Here is a 23,096-nt window from a genome sequence, read left to right on the forward strand (position 1 = left end):
GCAACAAAGAAATAAACGATTTTAACCAGTAATGTTCAGCAGATAGTTAGTGCGATTGATACCTAGTCTTTGCCAACATGAAGAATTGCTAAGAATGCTTCTTGAGGCAGTTCAACGTTACCGATCTGCTTCATACGCTTCTTACCTTCTTTTTGTTTCTTAAGAAGTTTCTTCTTACGACTGATATCACCACCGTAACATTTTGCGATTACGTTCTTACGCAGTTGTTTCACTGTAGAACGAGCAATAATGTGGTTACCAATCGCGGCTTGAATCGCGATATCAAACATCTGGCGAGGGATGAATTCTTTCATCTTCTCAACCAGTAGACGACCACGAGACTGGGCAATATCTTTGTGTGTAATGATCGCCAGTGCATCAACCGTTTCACCATTCAACAATACATCTACACGTACCATGTTTGATGCTTCGTAACGTTGGAAGTTGTAATCCAATGATCCGTACCCGCGAGACGTTGACTTCAGACGGTCGAAGAAGTCTAGAACCACCTCAGCCATTGGAAGATCGTACGTCACAGCAACTTGGTTGCCGTGATAAACCATGTCGACTTGCACGCCACGCTTCTCAACACACAGTGTGATCACGTTGCCTAGGTAATCCGAAGGTACCAGAATATTACAGCGAGCAATCGGTTCACGAATTTCTTCTAAGTCATTAATAGCAGGCAGTTTAGCCGGGCTATCAACATAGAGAATTGTGCCATCCGTTTTTACAACTTCGTACACTACGGTTGGTGCCGTTGTGATTAGGTCTAGGTCGTATTCACGCTCTAAACGCTCTTGGATGATCTCCATGTGAAGCATTCCTAAGAAGCCACAACGGAAACCAAAGCCAAGTGCTGCTGAACTTTCTGGTTCGTAAAATAGTGATGCATCGTTCAGGCTTAGTTTGCCTAGTGCGTCACGGAAGTTTTCGTAGTCATCAGACGATACTGGGAATAGACCTGCGTATACCTGAGGCTTCACTTTTTGGAAACCAGGTAGACGTTCTGTGCTGCCGCCTTTTGCAAGCGTCAACGTATCACCAACAGGTGCGCCAAGGATGTCTTTAATACCACAAACAACCCAGCCAACTTCGCCAGTATTTAGCTCAGTTGTGTCGATTTGCTTAGGTGTGAAGATACCTAGACGGTCAACACCCCAAACTTGGTCTGTCGACATTACTTTAATCTTGTCGTTCTTCTTCAGCTTACCGTTCTTGATACGAACCAAAGAAACAACGCCTAGGTAGTTATCGAACCAAGAGTCAATGATCAGAGCTTGTAGTGGCGCTTCTGGATCACCTTCCGGTGGCGGGATAGCCGTTACGATGTTTTCAAGAACGTCATCAACACCGATACCGGTTTTTGCAGAACAACGCGTCGCTTCCATCGCATCGATACCAACGATCTCTTCGATTTCTTCAGCAACTCGTTCAGGTTCAGCAGCAGGTAAGTCAATCTTGTTCAAGATTGGCACTACTTCCAGTTCCATTTCGATCGCGGTGTAACAGTTTGCTAGAGTTTGAGCTTCAACACCTTGGCCGGCATCTACTACAAGAAGCGCGCCTTCACAAGCGGCTAGAGAGCGAGATACTTCGTAAGAGAAGTCTACGTGTCCAGGGGTATCGATAAAGTTAAGTTGGTAAGTTTCACCATCTTTAGCTTTGTAATCTAAAGTCACACTCTGCGCTTTAATTGTAATACCACGCTCGCGTTCTATATCCATAGAATCGAGGACTTGAGCTGCCATCTCACGTTCACTTAACCCTCCACAAACTTGGATTAAGCGGTCAGAAAGGGTCGACTTACCGTGGTCGATGTGGGCGATAATCGAAAAATTACGAATGTGCTTCATAGGCTTGGTGTGACTAAACTCTTTGAATAGGGATAATAAGAAAGCCGCAACGCGTCCAATCTACAGTCAGCATTGGTGGCGGCATTTCAATCAAGTTGGCAGATTCTACCCAATTTAAGGGCAATAAGCATCATAAATTAGATGAGAGACTTGCCTAGGATTCTAATCAAGACAACTTCTTGCTTGGATTTATCTTCCATTGGTTTGGCTAAGCGCTTCGCCAAACCAATACCACCAGCAGTAAACAGCGCTGCAGTTAAGATAACAATGCCCTCGCCCCCTTGAAGTAAGGGTTGTAACAAGAGTTGTCCAAAACCAGCACCAACCATCAACATGAAAAGCGGGATAAGATAAACAATAGCCGCAGACTGAAGTAGGCTTTTTTCTGGAAAGCCAATTTCTACGATCTGGCCTGCTTTAACTAAACTTTGGGTTTTAAGCTGCCAAAACAAGGATTTATTGCCAACAGCCTTGGTCACGATACCCGTTCCGCAGCTTTTTTGAGATGAGCAGCTGCTGCAACTGGTTTGTTGTTCGCAGTTCAGTTGAACAAAATATTGCTTACCTTTTTGTTCGACTGAGCTAACGGTTGCCAACGCAGTCATCATTGCGCTGGTGCCGGTTTATTGAACGTGACGGATTGAGCGATACGCTTGGCCGTTGCTGGCGGAATATCACCAACCACAGAGATTTCTTTGTCGCCAATCACTAAGCTGTGCAAGGTTCTTCGCCCTTGGCGTACCAGCTGTCCTTTCAATGAATGTTCGTCTTTATCGGCGATATAAACCGAAAAGCTAAATAATCCATCACTGAAAAGCTGGCTTTCAACCATTTTTTCAGTCGCAGCCATTTGGTAACGGCTGAGTTCTTTCGATTTAAATCCTTCTGGCACCCACGAGGCTTGCCAGTCGGTCTCACTCACCAAGCCTTCTGGCAATGACAAAACCTTCGGCAATTTAGCTTGATTCAAGCCGCCCATTGCTTCTGCAATTTTATCGTTCACGACATAAGAGATAGTGCGGTACTGCTCAAGCACTTCGCCATCACGATCCAAAAGATCGGCACGCAAAGGAAGGTTGGTTTTCTCGTCGACCCAAACCACATAAGAGTATCGAAGGCCGTCTTTCGGCACTACGCGTAATACTTGCGTGGTACTGCCCGCCTCACGAGAACGCCCAACTTTTACAAAATCGTAGTATTGGTTGAGAGAATCGATATCTCGATTAATCATCGGTATGACAGGTGCAACCATGCTGCCAGACTGAATAGTAAATGGCTCTGTACCCGGTTCGATGTAGCTAACTTCATTGCCACGTCGAATAACCTCACGAACAGGGCCGCTTAGATAAACAAGGTGTGCAAGTTGTTGGTCGTCGTTAACTGCATGACGATAAAGCAGAGGTTCAATACTGCTCTTCTTTATCAATATGTAGGAGAGTTCGTAATTTAGATGCTGACTGGCCTCGTTCATTTGATGTAACAAGGCCTTTGCAGTGGTTTCCTCTGCAAAGGCTGTTGGAGACATCAAGCTGAACAGTGTCAGTGCACTGACCAGGATTTTCTTCATTCAATATCCGATTCTAGGTGTGCATCTTCCATTGGCGATGCATCACTGTTTAATCTTAGTTGTAGCTCATAATCTTCTAACAATGCATGAACGCGTTTGCGTTGCTCTTGCATGTTAGCTTCAGATGCAGGTCTCTCAACAGAGTCACGCGTTAAGCTTACTGGTTCCGCAGAACCTGCAAATGGAATCGTCTGGAGTACAGGCAACTGCTCTGGAGCTGCTGGATCGCTGCCGCCGTATTGCTGAACACCTAATACAACTGCTAATGAAACACACGCTGCCACGGCAACTTGTCCAAACTGTTGTAACCACGCAGGAAGCTGACGCTTCGCTTGCTGAGGTTTAGGCTGCTCTTCTATCGGAGCAACAATAGGTTCAACATTCACTTGGTGCAGGTTCGACATTGAACCATGTGCAGGCTCATCATCAAGCGCTGCCGCTACACTGTTAGCAATGTTCCACTCTGGAGTTTCTGGCGCATCCCCACGCATAACATCACCAATTAAATGGTAACTCTGCCAGGTATCCATGCTTTCTTGATCAGATTCGAGATCTACTATGAGAGCTTTATCGATCGTTTCACCATCCATGAGTGCCGAAAGCTTTTCTTTATCAGCCATTATTTTCACCATAATTATTACAAGTTCTAGCGTTGTAAAAGAGGTTTAATTTTCTTTTCTACCGCTTCACGAGCTCGGAAAATACGCGAACGTACGGTTCCTACAGGGCAATCCATTACTTCTGCAATCTCTTCGTAGCTCAAACCTTCGAGCTCACGCAACGTCATTGCAGTTTTTAAGTCTTCGGGTAGCGCTTCAATCGCTCCAAAAACAACTTGTTTCAATTCGTTTGACAGCGTTAAGTTCTCAGGGTTCGATATTTCTTTTAACGCGCTGCCTGTTTCGTAATATTCTGCATCTTCTGCATCGACATCTGTTGCTGGCGGCCTGCGGCTCTGGGCAACAATATGATTTTTAGCGGTGTTCACGGCAATTCGGTACAACCATGTATAGAAAGCACTCTCACCACGAAAGTTAGGTATCGCGCGGTAAGCTTTAATAAAAGCTTCTTGTGCTACATCAGGTACATCACCGGAATTATTCACGTATCGAGAGATAAGATTACAAACTTTGTTTTGATACTTAACCACTAATAAGTTAAATGCCTGCTTATCTCCACTCTGAACTCGCTCAATCAACACTTGATCGGTTAGCTGCTCGTTCATTCGAGCGGGTACTCCTATTGTTATAACCCTTACCTTCACAGATATGGGTACTAATTATGCGAAATGTAGTATTGACACCACCGTCTACAAGAGCACTATTGTGACTAAGCCAAATACCGAAAGTTCCAACTTTCCTAAAATTATTTGCCATTATTGTTTCACAATGTGATGTAATAAAAATAGTTATCCCTATCAATTTGGGGAAACTTGAGCAAAAGCAATGGTATTGAGCAATTAAATATTTCTAGATAGCTGTCTATATATTGATTTTGTGTCGTGTTTTAGGATGACTAGGGAAAGATTATAACAGTCTTACCCAAACTCCTAAAACAAGACGAAGTCAATTGAGCATGGACAACTCGACAATAGCCCGGGATTTAATAAGTTTTATGAACGCAAACCGTGAACATCAGTGTGATGTATTAGTGGTAGGAAGTGGTGCGGCAGGCTTGTCATTAGCCTTACGCGTAGCAGAACATGCAAAAGTAATTGTATTAAGCAAAGGACCACGCAGCGAAGGATCGACGTATTACGCACAAGGTGGTATTGCGGCGGTGTTCGATGAATCGGACAGTATTGAGTCTCATGTAGAAGATACTCAAATTGCTGGGGCTGGGTTATGCGAAGAAGATACAGTTCAATTCATTGCTGAAAATGCTAAAGAGTGTGTGCAATGGCTGATTGATGGTGGTGTTCCATTTGATAAAGATGAGAACAGCACAGAAGGCCAACCAAAATATCACCTCACTCGTGAGGGCGGCCACAGTCACCGCAGAATTCTGCACGCTGCCGATGCAACTGGCATGGCGATGCAAACCTCACTGCAAGATAACGTCAAGAATCACCCAAATATCGAGATCTTCGAGCGTCACAATGCGCTGGATTTAATCACTGAAGATAAGATAGGTGGTTCGAAAGACAAGGTTATCGGTGCCTATATTTGGAACCGTAACCAAGAACACGTTGAAACCGTGCGCGCTAAATTTGTTGTATTAGCAACAGGCGGCGCTTCAAAAGTTTACCAATACACCTCTAACCCAGATGTCTCTTCAGGTGATGGTATTGCTATCGCTTGGCGTGCGGGTTGTCGTGTGGCAAACCTTGAGTTCAACCAGTTCCACCCGACTTGCTTATTCCACCCAGAAGCGCGTAACTTCCTACTAACGGAAGCATTGCGTGGTGAAGGTGCCTATTTGCGTCGCCCAGATGGCTCTCGCTTTATGAAGGACTTCGATGAGCGCGGTGAATTGGCTCCACGTGATGTGGTTGCTCGTGCGATTGACTTTGAAATGAAGCGCTTAGGTGCTGACTGCATGTATGTTGATATCAGCCACAAACCTGAAGAATTCATCACGACGCATTTCCCAATGATCCATACTCGCTTGATGGATTTGGGGATTGATATGACCAAAGAACCGATTCCAATCGTACCGGCAGCTCACTACACTTGTGGTGGTGTCATGGTCAATAAGCAAGGTCAAACTGACCTCACTAACCTATATGCGATTGGCGAAGTGAGTTATACCGGCTTGCACGGTGCAAACCGTATGGCTTCAAATTCACTGCTTGAGTGTGTGGTATACGCGTGGGCAGCCGCAAAAGATATCGTTGAAAACATCGACCAATCTCAACTGTGCGCTGAACTTCCGGCATGGGATGAAAGCCAAGTCACCAACAGTGATGAAGAAGTGATCATTCAACACAACTGGCACGAGCTAAGACTGTTCATGTGGGATTACATGGGTATTGTTCGAACGGACAAACGCCTTGAACGTGCAATGCGCCGCATTCAGATGTTGCAGCAGGAAACTCATGAGTACTACAGCTACTTTAAGGTTTCAAATAACCTATTAGAACTGCGTAACTTACTACAAGTGGCTGAGTTGATGGTTCGCTGTGCAATGCAACGTAAAGAGAGCCGCGGCCTACACTACACGCTGGATTACCCAGAACTTGCAGAAGACAGCGGCCCAACCATTCTGACACCAGAGAAAAGCCAGTCTTGATTTTTGGTCATGGAAAAAGACGACAGGGAGCCTAGAGCTCCCTTTCTTTTATCTTTGGTTCTTGTTTATCCAATGCTTTCGTTTATCAAACGGACTCGTTGTAAATGCGCCAAGAAGTGTCGATATTCACGTTCATTGCAACTATCTCGCCACAACAAGACTGAATATCCGCACTCAAACTGCAATTTAACGAAGAACTGCGCCCAGATCTTATCAACGGACTTAAGTGTGTAGGCTTGCTCATTGAGTCGGATCTCGCCATCTTCTTTATAGTCAAAGCACCCATGTGCTGTATTAAAAATTACATGATTGGCTTTAAACAAACTGAACACTAAAGCTAAACAATAGAGGGCAACAGCGAGTGGAATAGAAGAGAAAACGATGAAAAACAAAAGGCACCCAAAAACAGTGCCTTTTGCAAATAATGCGAAATACGAAGGGTTAAGCTGAAGCTTAACGAACCTTGCTGAGGTTATGCGCGACAATTTTATCAACCATTGAAGCATGGCCTAGGTTTTCACTGCGTCCGTGTCCCATTACCCAAGTAAACAGGTCTGGGTCATCACACTCTAATAGAGAAACAAACTCACGCTGCTCCTGCTCTTGCAATGAATCAAAACACTCTTCAAAAAATGGCATGATAACTACGTCAAGTTCCAACATGCCACGACGGCAACCCCATTTAATTCGTGCTTTCTGCTCTGCAGTGTACATTGGCTATCCTCACCTATAATTTTTCTTTCTCGGAGTGTAACAAGTCATACGCTCTGCAACTACTATGTGAGTCACAGTCCCTATCTAAGCTCACAAAAAAACCTAAGCTGACAAAGAAACAGAACCGGATTAACATAGAGCCAAATAAAATTCTTAGGAAAGATAAAATGGATTGGAAAAACACATTTCAGCCGCTCGCTCATACGCAAAAAGAATCGCTTCCAGATCTGATGATGACACACGTGTCAGACTGGAGCGCAATTACCATGATAGGCGATGACAAAAAGTCGTACCTACAAGGTCAAGTTACGTGCGATGTCGTCACTCTTCCTAATGATGAATCTACATTAGGTGCGCATTGTGATGCGAAAGGAAAGGTATGGAGTATCTTTCGCTTGTTCCACCACAACGGTGGCTACGCACTCATGCAGCCTAAGTCTGCGATTGAAGTCGAATTAGTTGAAATCAAGAAATACGCTGTATTCTCTAAGGTTGATATCGAGCAAACGTCTGACGTTGTTATCGGTGTCATGGGCGCGTCCGCTGATCAATACATTGACTCGATTTCAGAAAGCCAAGGTAAAGTGCGTGTAATCTCTGGTGGCACCGCTGTTCAAGTCTCTGACAACCGTTGGGCTCTACTTGTTACGCAAGAAGCAGCAGAAGCCTTGGTATCAAGCAGCACTGCAGAAAAAGTATCAGAAGCGCTTTGGCAGTATCATGAAATTCTTGATGCTCAGCCGAACCTATCGAAAGCAGAGCAAAACGAACACATCCCTCAAGCACTCAACCTGCAAGCGATTGGCGGTATCAGCTTTTCAAAAGGCTGTTACACAGGTCAAGAAACAGTTGCTCGTGCTAAATACCGTGGCATGAACAAGCGTGAAATGCGCATTGTTTCAGGAACGAGTTCAGATGTATTGTCTCTAGAGAATACGATTGAACTAGAGCGCAGCGTAGGTGAGAACTGGCGCGGTGCAGGCCGACTATTAAACGTCTATCAATTTGCTGATAATCAGGCGATTGGTTTGATGGTGTTGCCAAACAACCTTGATGACGATGTTCAGCTTCGATTGACTGCGCAACCTGAGCAAGTATGGAACATTCTGCCACTGCCTTACAGCCTTGACGAAGAGTAGCCACGTGGAAACACTGATTACACAATGGTTAGATCAACAGCAGGTGGACTATCGCCTGTTGGTGCAAAGCAAGCCAACCACCAGCATCGAAGAGACCGCGCAAGAACGAGGCATTAATGCCTCTCAAATGGTCAAGTGCATCCTGCTTAAGGATATGGGAAACCAGTATGCGTTGGCCTGTACTCCTGGCGATCGCTCTATCGATCCAAAAAAAGTACGCTCGGTACTGAATTGCCGTCGAATGACCTGCGTATCACTCGCTGATGTTGAAGCCATCACCGGCTTTAAAGCTGGATGTGTTGGGCCTATTGCTCTAAAGAGATACATGCCGATCATTTTTGATCCTTCCATTCAGAGCAACTCGACCGTTACCATTAGCTCAGGTGATCGAATGGCTGGCGTTGCGTTGGATCCCAATGATCTCATAGCACTATGTGCACCGATCGTCGCTGACATCAGTCGATGAACGTTTCGAACAGATCATGCTTCGCAAGCTTCATGTTAATATTTCATTGAGTACATTTTTAGTGTGAACTTCGTCATAAGAAAAACACGCCCACCCTAAATAGTTACTCAAAATAAAAGCATAAGTAGTCATAAGGTTGAATTTGCGTTATTGTAATTTTACTGACTAGCCTTTAAGCAAATCAGTACAAGTGAATCCACTGAGTAACATCAGTATCCACTTTTGTGTAATGCATCTGTGACTATTCGCCCGTTTTAGACGGGCTTTTTTTTTGTTCAAAATTTACAATTTGATTACACAAACAAAAAAATCCCGCCTATTCTTATACTTGTAACATTAGCACTGCTTAATACCGGACAGGAAAGTTCGTAGCAGTTCACTACTCAGTACTATTTTGGGGAGGAGCTCACGTAAAAATAGATATTTACTGAAGAAAGTGCTTAGAACAGCACAAATATCTAATTAACGTCAACTCTACTGCATATTACTCCATGCTTATCACAATAATTATCTCGGAGTTTTTCTATAATATGCAGGCTAGGTAAATATAAGGATAATTAAAAATGAGACTGTTTAAGCGCTATACACCGAGTATGATTGCTAAACATGTAAGTCGACTTTTCAAAGGACGAATCTACATTTACGGCGTAGGTAAATTTGAGTTTGATAACGGTAAACTCGTACTACCAGACCGAGCAGAGAAGCGTCACTTCCAAACCGTGAAAGAAATAAATAGTGAAATCATGAAACTGCGCTGCGCGTACGCATGATCTGATAGTCTAAAGAATTAAAAACAAAAAGGGTTGGCATTATGCCAACCCTTTTTTCGTGTTCAGATTGAGTCAATGGCAATCAGCTCCAGCTGCTGACCATCAACAACGGCTCACCCGTGCGCGACTATTGATTTGCGATTGTTGATTATTGGTGCGTAACTGGACGCTTGGCTAAATCCGGAAGATTGCCCGACAACCCCAGCGCTCGCTTCATTATCTCATCTTTCGCACCCGGTAATTGACCAGCAAGCTTCATACCGATACCACGAATCAGCTTCTTAGCCGGATTATCGCCTTCAAACAGATCTTTAAAGCCCTGCATTGAAGCAATCATTTTCGCCGCCTCAGCTTTTCTCCAGCGCTCATAGCCACGAAGGTTGCGCTTGGTGCCAATATCCTCACCAGAAGCCCATAGCGTTAACAGCTCTTGCGCTAAGCTTGCAGCGTCTAATAGACCAAGGTTCACGCCTTGCCCTGCTAATGGGTGAATAGTATGAGCAGCATCCCCCACCAAAGCTACACGCTCTACCGCGAAATCTCGCGCATATCGCATACGCAGAGGGAAGGCAAAACGCTCACCAACCACTTCGCATAATCCAAGCTTTGAGTCGAACTCTGCCGTTAGCTGCTTATTAAAATCAGCATCCGACATTGATACAAGCTTCTCGGCACGATTAGGCTCCGTAGACCAAACTATCGAGCTCATATTCGTTGGTTGCATTGGCAGGAACGCCAATGGGCCTTGAGGTGTAAATATTTGACGAGCAACGCTATGGTGCTGCTCTGAGGTTTTGATGTTCGCGACAATCGCACTGTGGCCGTAATCCCAATGAGTTAATGGGATATCTTGTTGCTTGCGAACCCAAGAGTTTGCACCGTCAGCTCCAACAACTAACTTTGCTGTCAGCGCTTGGCCGTTGTCTAACGTTAGCCATGCTTCGCTCTCACCAATCGCCATCGTTTTACACGTTGCAGGCATGTATAGGCTGACATTATCTTGCTTCTTAACCTGATCAAGCAGCGCTAATTGAATTACGCGGTTTTCTACAATATGGCCTAGGTTAGGCTGTGCTAAGCGTGTTGAGTCAAACTCAATGCGAGCAAAGCTGTCTTGTTCCCACACTTCCATCGCTTGGTAGGGCGCAGCACGTCTTTGTTCGATACCTTGCCATGCGCCTAGATTGCGAAGAATCACTTCACTCGAGCGGCTCAATGCCGACACACGCACATCAGGCAATTCGCTAAGCCCTTCGCTAGGCGCTCTGCCTTCAATGACCGCAATTCTTAGATCGCTGTCTTTCAGTGCAGCCGCAAGCGCTAGGCCAACCATGCCACCGCCAACAATCGCGATATCAACACTTTGCATCATTATTTATTACCTTATCTTTCTACTAGGCCAAGCGTATGACGCAAAAGTGGACCTTTAAGTGGTGGAAGGTTATCAATTACGGCTAACCCAAGGTTTCGCCCAATACGAGCGGTCAAAAAATCGTTTGAGAACAGATGAACTAGGCTTGAAGTCAACGTAATCGTCGTGTCTCTGTCTTGTTCTCTACGCTTTCTAAAGTTAACAAGACCAGTGTAACGCCCAACATCATCCAGTTGGTTACATAACTCTTCAGCCAAAGAAGCCACATCACGAATGCCAAGATTAAAACCTTGCCCCGCAATAGGGTGAAGTGTTTGAGCAGCATTGCCAACAATGGCAAATCGATGAGAGATATTTTGCTGTCGGTGGCGAAGAATCAGTGGGTAGCTCGCACGCTTGCCGACTTTCTCTAGTCGGCCAAGTCGCCAACCGAAGTCATTCTGTAACTGCTCAAGAAATTCGTTGTCGTTTAAGGCCACCACTTTTTGTGCTTGTTCCGGTGACAAACACCAAACTAGCGATAAACGGTTGTCGCTCATCGGTAACAGAGCAACTGGCCCATGATGAGTAAAACGCTCAAAGGCTCGACCTTGATGGGGCTCACTAGCAACGATATTGGCAATCACAGCGACTTGTTCAAAGCCATGCTCACTCAATGAGATATTGAGTTGCTGACAACAGGTTGAGATTGCACCGTCAGCAGCAACCAATAACTTAGTCGTGACGGTTTGCCCACTTGTCAGCTCAATCGTCGTTAACGATTCATCACGTTCAACGGTTCTAACAGACTCAGGGCAAAGCATCGTAATTGCAGCTTCTGATTCTAATTTCTGCTGATAGATCCGCCCAACATCCGCTAACTCCACCACGTAGCCGAGCGCATCAACAGCAAGATCTTCACTGTAGATGTCTGTCATCCCAGCATGACCTCGATCTGATACATGGATATCTTTAATTGGGGTCGCTACCGGAGCGATAGATTGCCAAAGGCGCAAAGAATCGAGGATCTGCACCGTGCCATAAGACAGAGCGATCGAACGAGAATCAAAGCCTGGGTGAGCTTGATGATCAACCTGATAAGGCTCTACTACCGCAATCGATAGAGAACCTTGACTTAGGTGATTCAGAGCAAGGGCTAAGGTCGCCCCCGCCATTGCGCCACCAGCAATTACAACATCATACTGAGCCATTATAACCTCAAACCGACAAGCGGATTAATGAATGGTTGGAGCCGCATCTTCAGATGGGCGAGCACCGAATTCAGCATGAATCGTTAGTGCACACGCTTTTACGTGTTCAATAACGTGCTCTAGAAGCTGCGCTTGCTCTTCCATATCATCGTCTTCGTCAATGCCTAGCTTTGCCATCTCTTCAAGATCAGCTAATGCTTCTTTGGTACCGTCAGACGCTTTATTCAATTGAGCGCCAACCAAGCCTAAACCAGAAATAAAGTGGTTGATCCAATCTGACACACCATCAGCCAAATCAAACAAGCTTGCGCTTGCGTCTTCATCAGGCAGCAACATAGACAGTTCCATGCCTGAACCTGTGATTTCGCTGGTCGTCACCTTTAATGTAGCTTCCGCTAACGTTAATGCGCGATCTGGCCACCCCATGCCTTCATTGGTGTAATCAAAGATAAGTGGTTGCCAGCTTTTATCTGCTAGGTTTAAGCCTCCGCTCAACATACCCGTTAATAAACCATGCATCTCAGCAGGGTTTACGGCTAGGCTTGCCGATTGAAGTTCAGTCGCAACCGTTAGGTAGTCAGGTAAAGTAGTTTCGCTCATCAGATAGCTCGCTCAGTTATTCTTTATATCGATAGTATAATCGTACCACTTCACCCCAATTCTGGTAAGCATCGATCCTGAGCAATTGAAGGATGACTGACTACCAATTGTTCAATTTGCTGAATTACTGTGTGCTCAAGCTCTCATTTACAAACAGTCACTCTGAAAAGCTTGAATCTTAATAGCGGTTTACCTATAGTTTCTCCCTCAGAGGAGATTGCTTCCTCATCGGTACTTGCACTTTTTCTTTCTCAAAAAATGATAAAGAGCAACAGCCTTAAATAGTGCGTTAAAGAGTTCATCCATCATGAGTAATCAAGCGGTAGACGTTGAAATATTAGGAAAACTGACTCGAGTTAATTGTCCTCCTGGGCAAGAGGAGTCATTAATTGCAGCGGCGGCCGATCTTGATAATCGATTGAAAGAGATGGCTGAACGTACTAAGGTAACCAATGAAGTGAAGCTGCTAACGATCGCAGCTCTGAATATTTGTTATGAGCTACAAACCAAGAAGTTTGAAGCAAACGACGAACAAAACGCACTGACCGAGCGAATGGAACAGCTCACGACATCACTTTCTGATGTCCTCAGTAAAGTTAAGCACGGACAGCAATAGCGTACACAAAATTTACCCTGGAGTGTTTGTCAGAGGATTCACGTCCCCGAGCCGATAAGCAATCCCTAAGGGTTAGTACTTGAGTGCTATTGAGCATGCTCGGTCCGCCGAGAAGCCTACGGTAATCATTGCTGATCCGCCTTGAACTCGCTGGTTCAAGGGCCATCTATTCTCAACGGCACTTTGGGGTATCCCTTCTTATGAAGACGCTCACACGCAGCGAATTTCGCAAACAGATCCGTATCAAGCGTAATGCCTTATCTGGCGACCAACAAACTCAATCCGGTTTAGATTTAGTCCAGCAGTGCGCTCAGCTTGATGAAGTTCAATCTGCTCAGCATATCGCACTCTATATATCCATCGATGGCGAACTCGATACACAGCCGTTAATTGAATGGTTATGGGCGCAAGGTAAGCAAACTTATTTACCGGTATTACACCCCTTCTCTGCCGGACACCTGTTATTTCTTCACTATTCTCCAGACACAGCGACCGTCCTTAATAAATACGGTATCGTTGAGCCTCAGCTGAATCAATTGCTCGTCAAACCATGCCAACAACTCGATCTTATTCTCACACCCTTGGTGGGCTTTGACTCTCAGGGACATCGCTTAGGCATGGGCGGTGGATATTACGATCGCACTTTGGCTCGATGGTTTGAGACCGGTAATGGTGCACCCCCGATTGGTCTGGCCCATGATTGCCAACATGTCGATCGCTTACCTATTGAAGGTTGGGACATTCCGTTACCTAAAATCGTGACTCCGAGTAAAACTTGGCAATGGGAAAACAACCATTAAAGCGCTATAATCGCGCCGCAAACGTTAACCTCGATATCCAAAAGTTACCCCAATATCTAAACGTTAACTTCATCATTACGCATACGATTAATTCAAAGCGCAAGACCTTATTCAGGAGAATGGCATGACTCAAGATGAAATGAAAAAAGCAGCGGGCTGGGCAGCACTTCAATATGTTGAAGAAGGCAGCATTGTAGGTGTAGGTACTGGCTCAACAGTAAATCACTTCATCGACGCGCTTGGCACAATGAAAGACAAAATCAAGGGTGCGGTTTCAAGCTCTGTAGCCTCTACTGAAAAACTAGAAGCGCTAGAAATCAAAGTATTCGAATGCAACGACGTATTCAAGCTAGACATCTATGTTGATGGCGCTGACGAGATTAACGGTTCTCGCGATATGATCAAAGGCGGCGGCGCTGCTTTGACTCGTGAAAAAATCGTAGCAGCTATCTCTGATAAGTTTATTTGTATCGTTGATGGTACCAAAGCAGTTGATGTGTTGGGTAAATTCCCACTGCCTGTTGAAGTTATCCCAATGGCACGCTCATACGTTGCTCGTGAATTAGTAAAACTTGGTGGTGACCCAGTTTACCGCGAAGGCTGCACAACCGATAACGGCAACGTGATCCTAGATGTGTACGGCATGGCGATCGAAAACCCAAAACAGCTAGAAGATATCATCAATGGCATCGCTGGTGTGGTAACGGTTGGTCTGTTCGCTCACCGTGGTGCTGATGTAGTTATCACTGGCACGCCTGAAGGTGCAAAAATCGAAGAATAAATAATAGAAGATTGAGTTTTTCTGTTACTTCATTACAGACGGTGCCCTAGGGCGCCGTTTTTTTTGCTTTATTGCTGTAAAATTATGTCTTATTCCGTAATTTTCTTACCCAAAACACTTTTTTTTTGTTACTTTATTGTTCAGAAGACGCACAGGGAAAACGTTTGTCTCCTAACAAAGTGGTGAATTTGTTCCCCTTTCAGCCATTTTGTAGCACGTGCGCCGCATTTGCCCAACCTTTCCATTTTAAGGACGAGAACAATGGCCAAAGTTTCACTGGAAAAAGAAAAAATAAAAATTCTACTTCTAGAAGGTCTTCACCCTTCTTCTGTAGAAGTACTGCAAGCCGCTGGTTACACAAATATTGAGTACCACAAAGGCTCACTACCTGAAGATGAACTTCTTGAAGCAGTTAAAGATGCTCATTTCATTGGTATCCGTTCTCGCACCAACATCTCCCAAGAAGTTATTGATGCGGCTGAAAAGCTGGTTGCAGTCGGTTGTTTCTGTATTGGTACTAACCAAGTCAACCTTCAAGCAGCAGCAAAGCGCGGTATCCCTGTTTTCAATGCACCGTTCTCAAACACTCGAAGTGTTGCTGAACTCGTTCTAGGTCAGGTTCTATTACTGCTTCGCGGTATCCCAGAGAAAAATGCTCTTGCTCACCGTGGTATCTGGAAAAAGAGTGCAGACAACTCTTACGAAGCTCGTGGTAAGCGTTTAGGTATTATTGGCTACGGTCACATCGGTACTCAGCTGGGTATTATTGCTGAAAACCTTGGTATGCGTGTTTACTTTTACGATATCGAAAACAAGCTGTCTCTAGGTAATGCCACTCAAGTTCATACTATGACCGAGTTGCTGAATAAGTGTGACGTGATCTCTTTACACGTACCTGAAACCAATGAAACTAAAGACATGATGGGTAAAGAAGAGTTCGAGCGCATGAAGCCTGGCTCTATCTTTATCAATGCAGCTCGTGGCACGGTAGTTGACATCCCTGCTCTGTGTGGCGCTCTGGATTCTGGTCACCTGTCTGGTGCGGCTATTGATGTTTTCCCAACAGAACCAAAAACCAATGCAGACCCGTTTGAGTCTCCATTAATGCAGTTCGATAACGTGATTCTAACGCCTCATGTGGGTGGTTCAACTCAAGAAGCACAAGAGAACATCGGAGTTGAAGTTGCTGGTAAACTAGCGAAATACTCTGATAACGGCTCTACGCTATCAAGTGTTAACTTCCCAGAGGTATCACTGCCATTGCATACGGGCACATCTCGCTTGCTACACATTCACGAAAACCGCCCAGGTATCCTAACTCAGATCAACACCATCTTCGCTGAAGAAGGCATCAACATCGCGGGTCAGTACCTACAGACTGCGGCTGATATGGGTTATGTAGTTATCGATGTAGAAGCCGATCGCTCTGAAGAAGCACTGCTTAAACTGAAAGAGATCGAAGGCACAATCCGTGCTCGTCTTCTTCACTAATCATCGAGTTAGACCATAAGTAAAAACAGAAAGGCTCTCGCAATGAGAGCCTTTTTAGTATTTGGCCTATCGTAGGTAATTAGATCACCATGATCCAAAAGCCTCTATAGCGCTATCTTATTCTTCGATCTGATAGATCACATTGACACGATCACGAATGGTGATCGTTGAGTCTTCATAAGAGTTCGACTCTGTTCTCGCATCCATCGCCATTGAACGCATTAGCACAGGCTGAGAAGATTGTGCATTGTAATCAACACGCCAAACATCACCTAGCTCACGCTCAAAACCACTCGCTAATGATTTAGCTTTTGATGTCGCATCTTTGATCGCTTCTAAGCGTGCTTGCTCTTGATACTTAGCTTGGTCACGAACTTGCAGCTGGATGTTATCGATCTGGTTAATACCCTGTCCTATTGCAATATCCATGTACTCATTGAGATTAGCGAGTTCATTCACTTGAACGCTCACATTACGTGAAGCGCGGTAGCCAACCAATTCTGGTTTGCCATCTTTTGGATAATGGTACTGAGGAGATAGGTACAGATTAGAGCTGTGTACGCTCGCCTCATCTACGCCGGCTTGGTGCAGCTTATTTAGAAAGCCCGTTACCACTTTATCAACAGTACTTTTAGCCTGTTCAGCCGTCATCGTTGACTCTACCACTCTCACTGAGAATGTCGCCATATCTGGTGTCGCGATGACTTCACCATAACCTGTTGTTGAAATATGCGGAAAGGATGGAGAGTCAGCCAGTGATGGAAAGCTCACAGCACTCAACGCAGCAGTAAGAGTAAGAGACGTTGCTAACATCTTTGGTACAAACTTCATTAGGTAGACCTATGCTAAACAAATGTCCTTCCATCATAGAGTAATTTATCGTTTAGCCAATCCTGATTGTGCACATCTAACAGAACTTTGACGCTGAAAAAACCAACAACTTACTGAGGTAAATGATTGTGAGCAAAACTTAATATCGCCTGGGATACCTCTTTTAGCACCCCACTCTCAAGCTGCCAATGGTGCCAATAGATGCGATAAGACAGCAGAAAGCCAGGGGTAATATCAATCAGAGCACCAGACTCTAGTTCCTCGATAATCTGCAATCGAGGAATCAAGCAATAGGCAACACCCGATAGTGCCAAGCGCACAAATGCTTCTGAACTGCCGACCGTATGATTGATCACACTGTCTCTCGGTACGTTAAAATGGTCATGCAGAAACTTCTTATGCAGATCATCGTATTGATCATAAGAAACCGCAGGCGCTTTGCTTAATGTGGCGTAGTTTACGCCCTCTGAAAAGTAACGCTGATGAAAATCAGGACTCGCCACACACACATAGTCCATACGACCGAGGTAGTCAGCACTGCATCCAGGAATCGCTTGGGGCTCTAAACTGATCGCACCGGCAACCTCACCGCTTTTTATTTTTTCAATGGTTCTAGACTCACCATGAATCGCGAGGTTCAACTCGACTTGACGAGACTTCATCACATCCGACAGTGCAGGTAACAACCATGTCGCCAAACTATCAGCGTTGGTGGCTATGGATATAGATAGTGGTTGAGTACCCTCTTCATTCATTAACTCCGGCACAAGCTCGTGCTCTAACAAGCGAACACGACGATACAAACCCAACAGCTTTTTTCCTGCTGGTGTAGGCCTTGGTGGGTTTTCTCTCACAAGCGCTGGCTGGGCTAACCACTTTTCTAGCTGTTTGATACGTTGGGACACCGCTGATTGGGAGATGTATAACTGCTCAGCGGCCCTCTCAAAGCTACGTTGTTTCACAACGGCATCCAGTGCTTCAATCCATTTATAATCCAATCCACGCATCAATTTTCTTCCTTTTTAAGCTAACCCAATACCACATTAGCAACTCTAATAATGGATTAAAATCATTAATTATACTTATTTAAAGGGTCGGAGTATCTTCGCCACATAGCACGTAAATATCGTTAATTAAGTGGAGGTTAAAATGAGTTTTTGGGTTTTATTACAAGGTTTTGGTCTAGGGGCAAGTATGATAATCCCGATAGGCGCACAAAATGCGTACGTCCTAAATCAAGGCATAAAACGCAATCATCATTTAACGACTGCAACGATTTGTAGCCTGCTCGATACCCTGTTTATCTCATTGGGTATTTTTGGTGGCGGAGCAATTCTGTCTCAAAATGAATTGCTGCTTACCTCTGTGACATTGGGCGGTATCGCTTTTCTAACGGTATATGGTTTGCTATCACTGCGCAGTGCATTCAAAACGCGCACCAGTGATGAATCAAAAAGTGAGGTATTGGCTCGTGGCAAGCGCACCGTTATTTTGGGTGCATTAGCTGTAACAGTATTAAACCCACACCTCTATTTGGATACCGTGGTGATTCTAGGATCCATTGGCGGGCAGTTTGAAGGCAACGACAGAATTGCGTTTGCGATGGGGACTATCTTAGCTTCATTCGTGTGGTTTTATTCCTTATCATTAGGCGCAGCAAAGCTAGGTCCAACGCTATCGAAACCTAAAGTTAAGAAAGGCATCGATATCGCAGTAGCAACCATGATGTTCGCTATTGCACTTGTGCTCGCCAATGGACTCATTGAGCAATACGGGTAAACCTATTCTTCTTTAGTCATCAAACAAACTTTACTCATCCAACAAAAAAGGCGAATAACCTAAGTTATCCGCCTTTCCTTATAAAAGCTAATAGCTATAAAAACTAACTAGAAATTAAGCTTCAACTTTATTCATGTGTACATCCATTTGCGGGAATGGGATTTCGATACCTTCGTTGTCCAAGCCTTCTTTGATAGCTTGCATAAGGTCGAAATAAACATTCCAGTAGTCAGCAGTGCTAACCCATGGACGAACAACAAAATTAACTGAAGAATCAGCTAGCGTGTGAACACCTACTTGAACACCTGGATCTTTCAATACGCGCTCATCAGATTCACAGATCTTAGTCAGTAGCGCTTTTGTCTTCTGAAGATCAGCGTTGTAAGAAACACCAATCATTAGATCAATACGGCGCGTCGCATGACGAGAATAGTTAGTGATTGGGCTACCGATAACGCTTCCGTTAGGTACTACAACCATTTTGTTGTCTGGTGTTGTTAAAACAGTTTGGAAGATCTGAATTGAATCAACTGAACCCGCTACACCACCAATTTCCACGTAGTCACCAGACTTGAATGGACGGAATGCAACGATAAGTACACCCGCTGCAAAGTTAGATAGTGAGCCTTGCAGCGCAAGACCAACGGCTAAACCAGCCGCACCAATAACAGCAACTACAGATGCAGTTTGAACGCCTAAACGACCAAGTGCAGCGATAAGAACAATAACAAACAATAAGTAACGAACTAAACCGTGGATAAATTCCACAACAGCTCGGTCCATCTTCTTCTTCTCAAGAACCTTAGATACGCTATTCGCGACTGCTTTAACAATCAAGTTACCAATAAATAGAATTATCAGTGCAGAGATAATGTTTACACCGTATTGGATAAATAGATCTGAATTATTTGTTAACCACTGCTCGGCCTGAGATAAACCATCCACAATTGGAGTCTCAAGCGCTGTCGAACTATCAGCCATAATGTGCATCCTCTATATAATATGCTATGAGCTAAACTGTCTTAAGCCAAACTTACTTTTACAATAATAAACAGTTTAACTCCTGTTAAGTCACTGTGTTAAAAGTAAATTAAAGCCAAGTCCTTTTTATAAACTGAACCAGGTCCAGTTTTTCGGCACGATATCCTATCTTTGACCGATTGCAAAGTCATATTTATGTAAGCTTTTGAATTAATAAAACTTACCAATAAACGCAAATACCGATAACTAAAAGACTACGAAATTTATTCACCGTAGGCTAGGTTTTTCACATATTTAATACAAGTTTTTATCAGACATAAAAAAACCCGCTCAATGAGCGGGTTTTTAAAACTTAAAGAGTACTTAATTCAAAGAATTATAGTACGTCTACAGCATTAAGGTCAGCGAATGCTTTCTCAAGACGAGTAACCATTGAAGACTGAGCAGCACGTAGCCATACGCGTGGATCGTAGTACTTCTTGTTTGGCGCAGCTTCGCCAGTTGGGTTACCGATTTGACCTTGTAGGAAATCGAAGTTATCAGCAGAGTACTGACGGATACCATCCCAAGTTGCCCACTGTGTATCAGTATCGATGTTCATTTTGATAACACCGTAGCCGATAGACTCTTGGATTTCTGCTTCAGAAGAACCAGAACCACCGTGGAATACGAAGTTTAGAGCGTTAGGTGCAATACCGAACTTCTCTGCACAGTATGCTTGAGAGTCACGTAGGATAGTTGGAGTAAGTACAACGTTACCAGCTTGGTAAACACCGTGTACGTTACCGAAAGATGCAGCGATAGTGAAACGTGGGCTAACAGCCATTAGCTTCTCGTATGCGTATGCTACGTCTTCTGGAGAAGTGTAAAGCTCAGATGCGTCCATATCAGAGTTATCAACGCCGTCTTCTTCACCACCAGTACAACCAAGTTCGATCTCGATTGTCATGTCCATTTTAGCCATGCGAGCTAGGTAAGTAGCACATGTTTCGATGTTCTCTTCTAGAGACTCTTCAGAAAGGTCTAGCATGTGAGAAGAGAATAGAGGCTTACCAGTTTGTGCGAAGAACTCTTCACCAGCGTCTAGTAGACCGTCGATCCATGGTAGAAGTTTCTTAGCAGCGTGGTCAGTATGCAGGATAACTGGAACACCGTAAGACTCAGCGACAGCGTGTACGTATTTTGCACCAGCTACAGCACCAAGAACTTGTGCGCCTTGACCTTCAAGTTTAACGCCTTTACCTGCGAAGAATGCAGCGCCGCCGTTAGAGAACTGAACAACAACTGGAGACTTAACTTTAGCAGCCGCTTCTAGTACTGCGTTAATAGAGTCAGTACCAACAACGTTTACTGCAGGAAGAGCAAATTTGTTTTCTTTTGCTACTTCAAATACTTTCTGTACGTCATCGCCAGAAATTACACCAGGTTTTACAAAATCGAAGATCTTAGACATGGAAATAGTCCTATTTATTCTATTCGTTTTAAGATAAAAAACTTAAGTTTAAAAATTTGCAATCGTTTGCTCACAACTTCCGCTATTCTAGCAAATAAGTGTGATATGCAGCAAACGTTAAAAGGCGAGATTCGTATCTCGCCTTTCTAAATCAATTACGCTTTAGCACGCTCTTCAAGCATTGCTACTGCAGGAAGTACTTTACCTTCAACAAACTCAAGGAAAGCACCGCCACCAGTAGAGATGTAAGAAACATCTGCTTTGATACCGAACTTGTCGATAGCCGCTAGCGTGTCACCACCGCCTGCTACTGAGAAACCTTCAGAGTCAGCGATTGCTTTAGAGATACCAGCAGTACCCGCTTCGAAGTTTTTGAATTCGAATACGCCTACAGGGCCGTTCCAAAGAATAGTTTTCGCGTTGCCGATGATTTCAGCTAGAGCTGCAGTTGAATCAGGGCCAAGGTCGAAGATCATGTCGTCGTCTTGAACTTCAGAAACGTGCTTAATTTCAGCTTCTGCGTTTTCGTCGAATGCTTTAGCACATGCAACGTCAGTCGCTACAGGGATAGCACACTCTTTCATTAGTTTCTGAGCCGTTTCAACTAGGTCAGCTTCGTATAGAGACTTACCTACGTTGTGGCCTTCAGCAGCGATGAACGTGTTCGCGATACCACCACCAACAACAAGTTGGTCAGCGATTTTAGAAAGAGATTCTAGAACGGTTAGTTTAGTAGAAACTTTAGAACCACCAACGATAGCCACTAGTGGGCGAGCTGGGTTGTCCATTGCTTTACCAAGCGCTTCAAGCTCAGCAGCTAGAAGAGGACCAGCACATGCTACAGGAGCGTAAGTACCAACGCCGTGTGTAGACGCTTGAGCACGGTGAGCTGTACCGAATGCATCCATTACGAAGATGTCACATAGTGCAGCGTATTGCTTAGAAAGAGCTTCTTCGTTCTTCTTCTCGCCTTTGTTAAAGCGAACGTTTTCAAGAACAGTTAGTTCACCAGCGTTTAGCTCAAGACCATTTACGTAATCTTTCGCTAGTTTAACGTCACAGTCTAGTGCGTCGTTTAGGTAGTTAACTACAGGAGCTAGAGAGAACTCTTCGTTGTACTCGCCTTCAGTAGGACGACCAAGGTGAGAAGTAACCATAACTTTTGCGCCAGCTTCTAGGCAAAGTTTGATAGTTGGTAGAGATGCTAGGATACGTGCATCTGAAGTTACTTTACCGTCTTTTACTGGTACGTTTAGGTCAGCACGGATGAATACGCGTTTACCTGCAAGTTCCAGGTCAGTCATCTTGATCACAGACATGATTTGTCCTCTCAAATTTAAATAAAAATAAAGTTTTGGAAACTCAGCAACCCTGCTAAGCCTATAAATTATTCAACTGGTAATGCTTTAACTGCTAATAATATGTGGACACTTAGTATTTATTTCAAGCTAAAAAATAA

24 protein-coding genes and 1 other RNA gene are annotated in these 23,096 nt (G+C 44.4%); 10 read left to right on the forward strand and 15 right to left on the reverse strand.

Annotated elements, in window-relative coordinates; genetic code table 11:
• Positions 1-62: 62 nt before the first annotated feature.
• The 5 genes from lepA to rpoE form a co-directional block, all read right to left on the reverse strand.
• Complete coding sequence (gene lepA, locus ACED25_RS10375; protein ID WP_371695221.1) at positions 63-1,856, reverse strand: translation elongation factor 4; 1,794 nt, start codon at positions 1,854-1,856, stop codon at positions 63-65.
• 137 nt (positions 1,857-1,993) lie between these two features.
• Positions 1,994-2,464, reverse strand: a complete 471-nt coding sequence (locus ACED25_RS10380) for a SoxR reducing system RseC family protein (RefSeq protein WP_371695223.1) — start codon at positions 2,462-2,464, stop codon at positions 1,994-1,996.
• Positions 2,461-3,423 carry a sigma-E factor regulatory protein RseB gene (gene rseB / locus ACED25_RS10385; protein WP_009847655.1) on the reverse strand — a complete coding sequence of 321 codons (963 nt, stop codon included), beginning with the start codon at positions 3,421-3,423 and terminating at the stop codon, positions 2,461-2,463. The genes ACED25_RS10380 and rseB overlap by 4 nt, the downstream gene beginning before the upstream one ends.
• Positions 3,420-4,043: a sigma-E factor negative regulatory protein gene (locus ACED25_RS10390; RefSeq protein WP_029223850.1), complete on the reverse strand. Its 624-nt coding sequence runs from the start codon at positions 4,041-4,043 to the stop codon at positions 3,420-3,422. Before ACED25_RS10390 ends, rseB begins: the two co-directional genes overlap by 4 nt.
• Positions 4,044-4,069: 26 nt before the next feature.
• Complete coding sequence (gene rpoE / locus ACED25_RS10395) at positions 4,070-4,648, reverse strand: RNA polymerase sigma factor RpoE (protein WP_004735377.1); 579 nt, start codon at positions 4,646-4,648, stop codon at positions 4,070-4,072.
• A 389-nt stretch (positions 4,649-5,037) separates the two neighbouring features.
• On the opposite strand from rpoE, the gene nadB reads away from it, so the two are divergent.
• Positions 5,038-6,654 carry an L-aspartate oxidase gene (nadB, locus tag ACED25_RS10400; protein WP_009847657.1) on the forward strand — a complete coding sequence of 539 codons (1,617 nt, stop codon included), beginning with the start codon at positions 5,038-5,040 and terminating at the stop codon, positions 6,652-6,654.
• A gap of 65 nt (positions 6,655-6,719) precedes the next feature.
• Here the strand turns inward: nadB and ACED25_RS10405 are convergent, their stop codons facing one another.
• Both ACED25_RS10405 and ACED25_RS10410 read right to left on the reverse strand, forming a co-directional pair.
• Positions 6,720-7,160 (reverse strand): protein YgfX, encoded by a 441-nt coding sequence (locus ACED25_RS10405; RefSeq protein ID WP_347230482.1) that lies wholly within the window; start codon positions 7,158-7,160, stop codon positions 6,720-6,722.
• The gene (locus ACED25_RS10410; RefSeq protein WP_004735374.1) at positions 7,108-7,368 is read right to left on the reverse strand and encodes a succinate dehydrogenase assembly factor 2; all 261 of its coding nucleotides are present in this window, start codon (positions 7,366-7,368) and stop codon (positions 7,108-7,110) included. Before ACED25_RS10410 ends, ACED25_RS10405 begins: the two co-directional genes overlap by 53 nt.
• Positions 7,369-7,535: 167 nt before the next feature.
• Between ACED25_RS10410 and ygfZ the strand changes: the two genes are divergently transcribed.
• From ygfZ to ACED25_RS10425, 3 genes are all read left to right on the forward strand, one after another.
• Positions 7,536-8,507: a tRNA-modifying protein YgfZ gene (gene ygfZ / locus ACED25_RS10415; protein ID WP_135382346.1), complete on the forward strand. Its 972-nt coding sequence runs from the start codon at positions 7,536-7,538 to the stop codon at positions 8,505-8,507.
• A 4-nt stretch (positions 8,508-8,511) separates the two neighbouring features.
• Positions 8,512-8,973, forward strand: a complete 462-nt coding sequence (locus tag ACED25_RS10420) for an aminoacyl-tRNA deacylase (protein WP_009847659.1) — start codon at positions 8,512-8,514, stop codon at positions 8,971-8,973.
• Positions 8,974-9,536: 563 nt separating this feature from the next.
• Positions 9,537-9,743: a DUF1107 domain-containing protein gene (locus tag ACED25_RS10425; RefSeq protein ID WP_009847660.1), complete on the forward strand. Its 207-nt coding sequence runs from the start codon at positions 9,537-9,539 to the stop codon at positions 9,741-9,743.
• Between the two features lie 148 nt (positions 9,744-9,891).
• On the opposite strand, the gene ACED25_RS10430 is transcribed toward ACED25_RS10425, so the two are convergent.
• The 3 genes from ACED25_RS10430 to ACED25_RS10440 are packed head-to-tail and all read right to left on the reverse strand — an operon-like array spanning position 9,892 to position 12,905.
• Positions 9,892-11,115, reverse strand: coding sequence for an FAD-dependent 2-octaprenylphenol hydroxylase (locus ACED25_RS10430; RefSeq protein ID WP_135382347.1), 1,224 nt, complete (start codon positions 11,113-11,115; stop codon positions 9,892-9,894).
• An 11-nt stretch (positions 11,116-11,126) separates the two neighbouring features.
• Entirely contained in the window at positions 11,127-12,305 is a 1,179-nt protein-coding gene (ubiH, locus tag ACED25_RS10435) for a 2-octaprenyl-6-methoxyphenyl hydroxylase (RefSeq protein ID WP_371695224.1), read from the reverse strand.
• Between the two features lie 24 nt (positions 12,306-12,329).
• Entirely contained in the window at positions 12,330-12,905 is a 576-nt protein-coding gene (locus ACED25_RS10440; protein WP_004735367.1) for a YecA family protein, read from the reverse strand.
• Positions 12,906-13,212: 307 nt separating this feature from the next.
• Here ACED25_RS10440 and zapA point away from each other — a divergent pair, with 307 nt between their 5' ends.
• The 5 genes from zapA to serA all read left to right on the forward strand — a co-directional run bounded on the left by zapA (position 13,213) and on the right by serA (position 16,593).
• Positions 13,213-13,521 carry a cell division protein ZapA gene (gene zapA, locus ACED25_RS10445; protein ID WP_004735366.1) on the forward strand — a complete coding sequence of 103 codons (309 nt, stop codon included), beginning with the start codon at positions 13,213-13,215 and terminating at the stop codon, positions 13,519-13,521.
• Between the two features lie 11 nt (positions 13,522-13,532).
• Positions 13,533-13,715, forward strand: a non-coding RNA gene (gene ssrS / locus ACED25_RS10450) — 6S RNA.
• A gap of 6 nt (positions 13,716-13,721) precedes the next feature.
• Positions 13,722-14,321 (forward strand): 5-formyltetrahydrofolate cyclo-ligase, encoded by a 600-nt coding sequence (locus ACED25_RS10455; protein WP_371695225.1) that lies wholly within the window; start codon positions 13,722-13,724, stop codon positions 14,319-14,321.
• A 124-nt stretch (positions 14,322-14,445) separates the two neighbouring features.
• Positions 14,446-15,102, forward strand: coding sequence for a ribose-5-phosphate isomerase RpiA (gene rpiA / locus ACED25_RS10460; RefSeq protein ID WP_009847664.1), 657 nt, complete (start codon positions 14,446-14,448; stop codon positions 15,100-15,102).
• 261 nt (positions 15,103-15,363) lie between these two features.
• Positions 15,364-16,593: a phosphoglycerate dehydrogenase gene (gene serA, locus ACED25_RS10465; protein ID WP_017097288.1), complete on the forward strand. Its 1,230-nt coding sequence runs from the start codon at positions 15,364-15,366 to the stop codon at positions 16,591-16,593.
• A 117-nt stretch (positions 16,594-16,710) separates the two neighbouring features.
• On the opposite strand, the gene ACED25_RS10470 is transcribed toward serA, so the two are convergent.
• Both ACED25_RS10470 and ACED25_RS10475 read right to left on the reverse strand, forming a co-directional pair.
• Entirely contained in the window at positions 16,711-17,424 is a 714-nt protein-coding gene (locus ACED25_RS10470; RefSeq protein ID WP_009847667.1) for an oxidative stress defense protein, read from the reverse strand.
• Positions 17,425-17,534: 110 nt separating this feature from the next.
• Positions 17,535-18,431 (reverse strand): LysR family transcriptional regulator ArgP, encoded by an 897-nt coding sequence (locus ACED25_RS10475; RefSeq protein ID WP_009847668.1) that lies wholly within the window; start codon positions 18,429-18,431, stop codon positions 17,535-17,537.
• Positions 18,432-18,573: 142 nt separating this feature from the next.
• Between ACED25_RS10475 and ACED25_RS10480 the strand changes: the two genes are divergently transcribed.
• On the forward strand, positions 18,574-19,203 hold the full coding sequence (locus ACED25_RS10480; RefSeq protein WP_009847669.1) for a LysE/ArgO family amino acid transporter: 630 nt from the start codon (positions 18,574-18,576) through the stop codon (positions 19,201-19,203).
• A gap of 114 nt (positions 19,204-19,317) precedes the next feature.
• Here ACED25_RS10480 and mscS read toward each other — a convergent pair whose 3' ends face one another.
• The 3 genes from mscS to ACED25_RS10495 form a co-directional block, all read right to left on the reverse strand.
• The gene (gene mscS, locus ACED25_RS10485; protein ID WP_009847670.1) at positions 19,318-20,184 is read right to left on the reverse strand and encodes a small-conductance mechanosensitive channel MscS; all 867 of its coding nucleotides are present in this window, start codon (positions 20,182-20,184) and stop codon (positions 19,318-19,320) included.
• A 376-nt stretch (positions 20,185-20,560) separates the two neighbouring features.
• The gene (fbaA, locus tag ACED25_RS10490) at positions 20,561-21,637 is read right to left on the reverse strand and encodes a class II fructose-bisphosphate aldolase (RefSeq protein ID WP_009847671.1); all 1,077 of its coding nucleotides are present in this window, start codon (positions 21,635-21,637) and stop codon (positions 20,561-20,563) included.
• A 155-nt stretch (positions 21,638-21,792) separates the two neighbouring features.
• Positions 21,793-22,956 (reverse strand): phosphoglycerate kinase, encoded by a 1,164-nt coding sequence (locus ACED25_RS10495; RefSeq protein WP_009847672.1) that lies wholly within the window; start codon positions 22,954-22,956, stop codon positions 21,793-21,795.
• Between the last annotated feature and the right edge of the window lie 140 nt (positions 22,957-23,096).

The sequence above is a fragment of the Vibrio sp. 1F263 genome (genome assembly GCF_041439035.1).
Lineage (GTDB): Bacteria > Pseudomonadota > Gammaproteobacteria > Enterobacterales > Vibrionaceae > Vibrio > Vibrio tasmaniensis_A.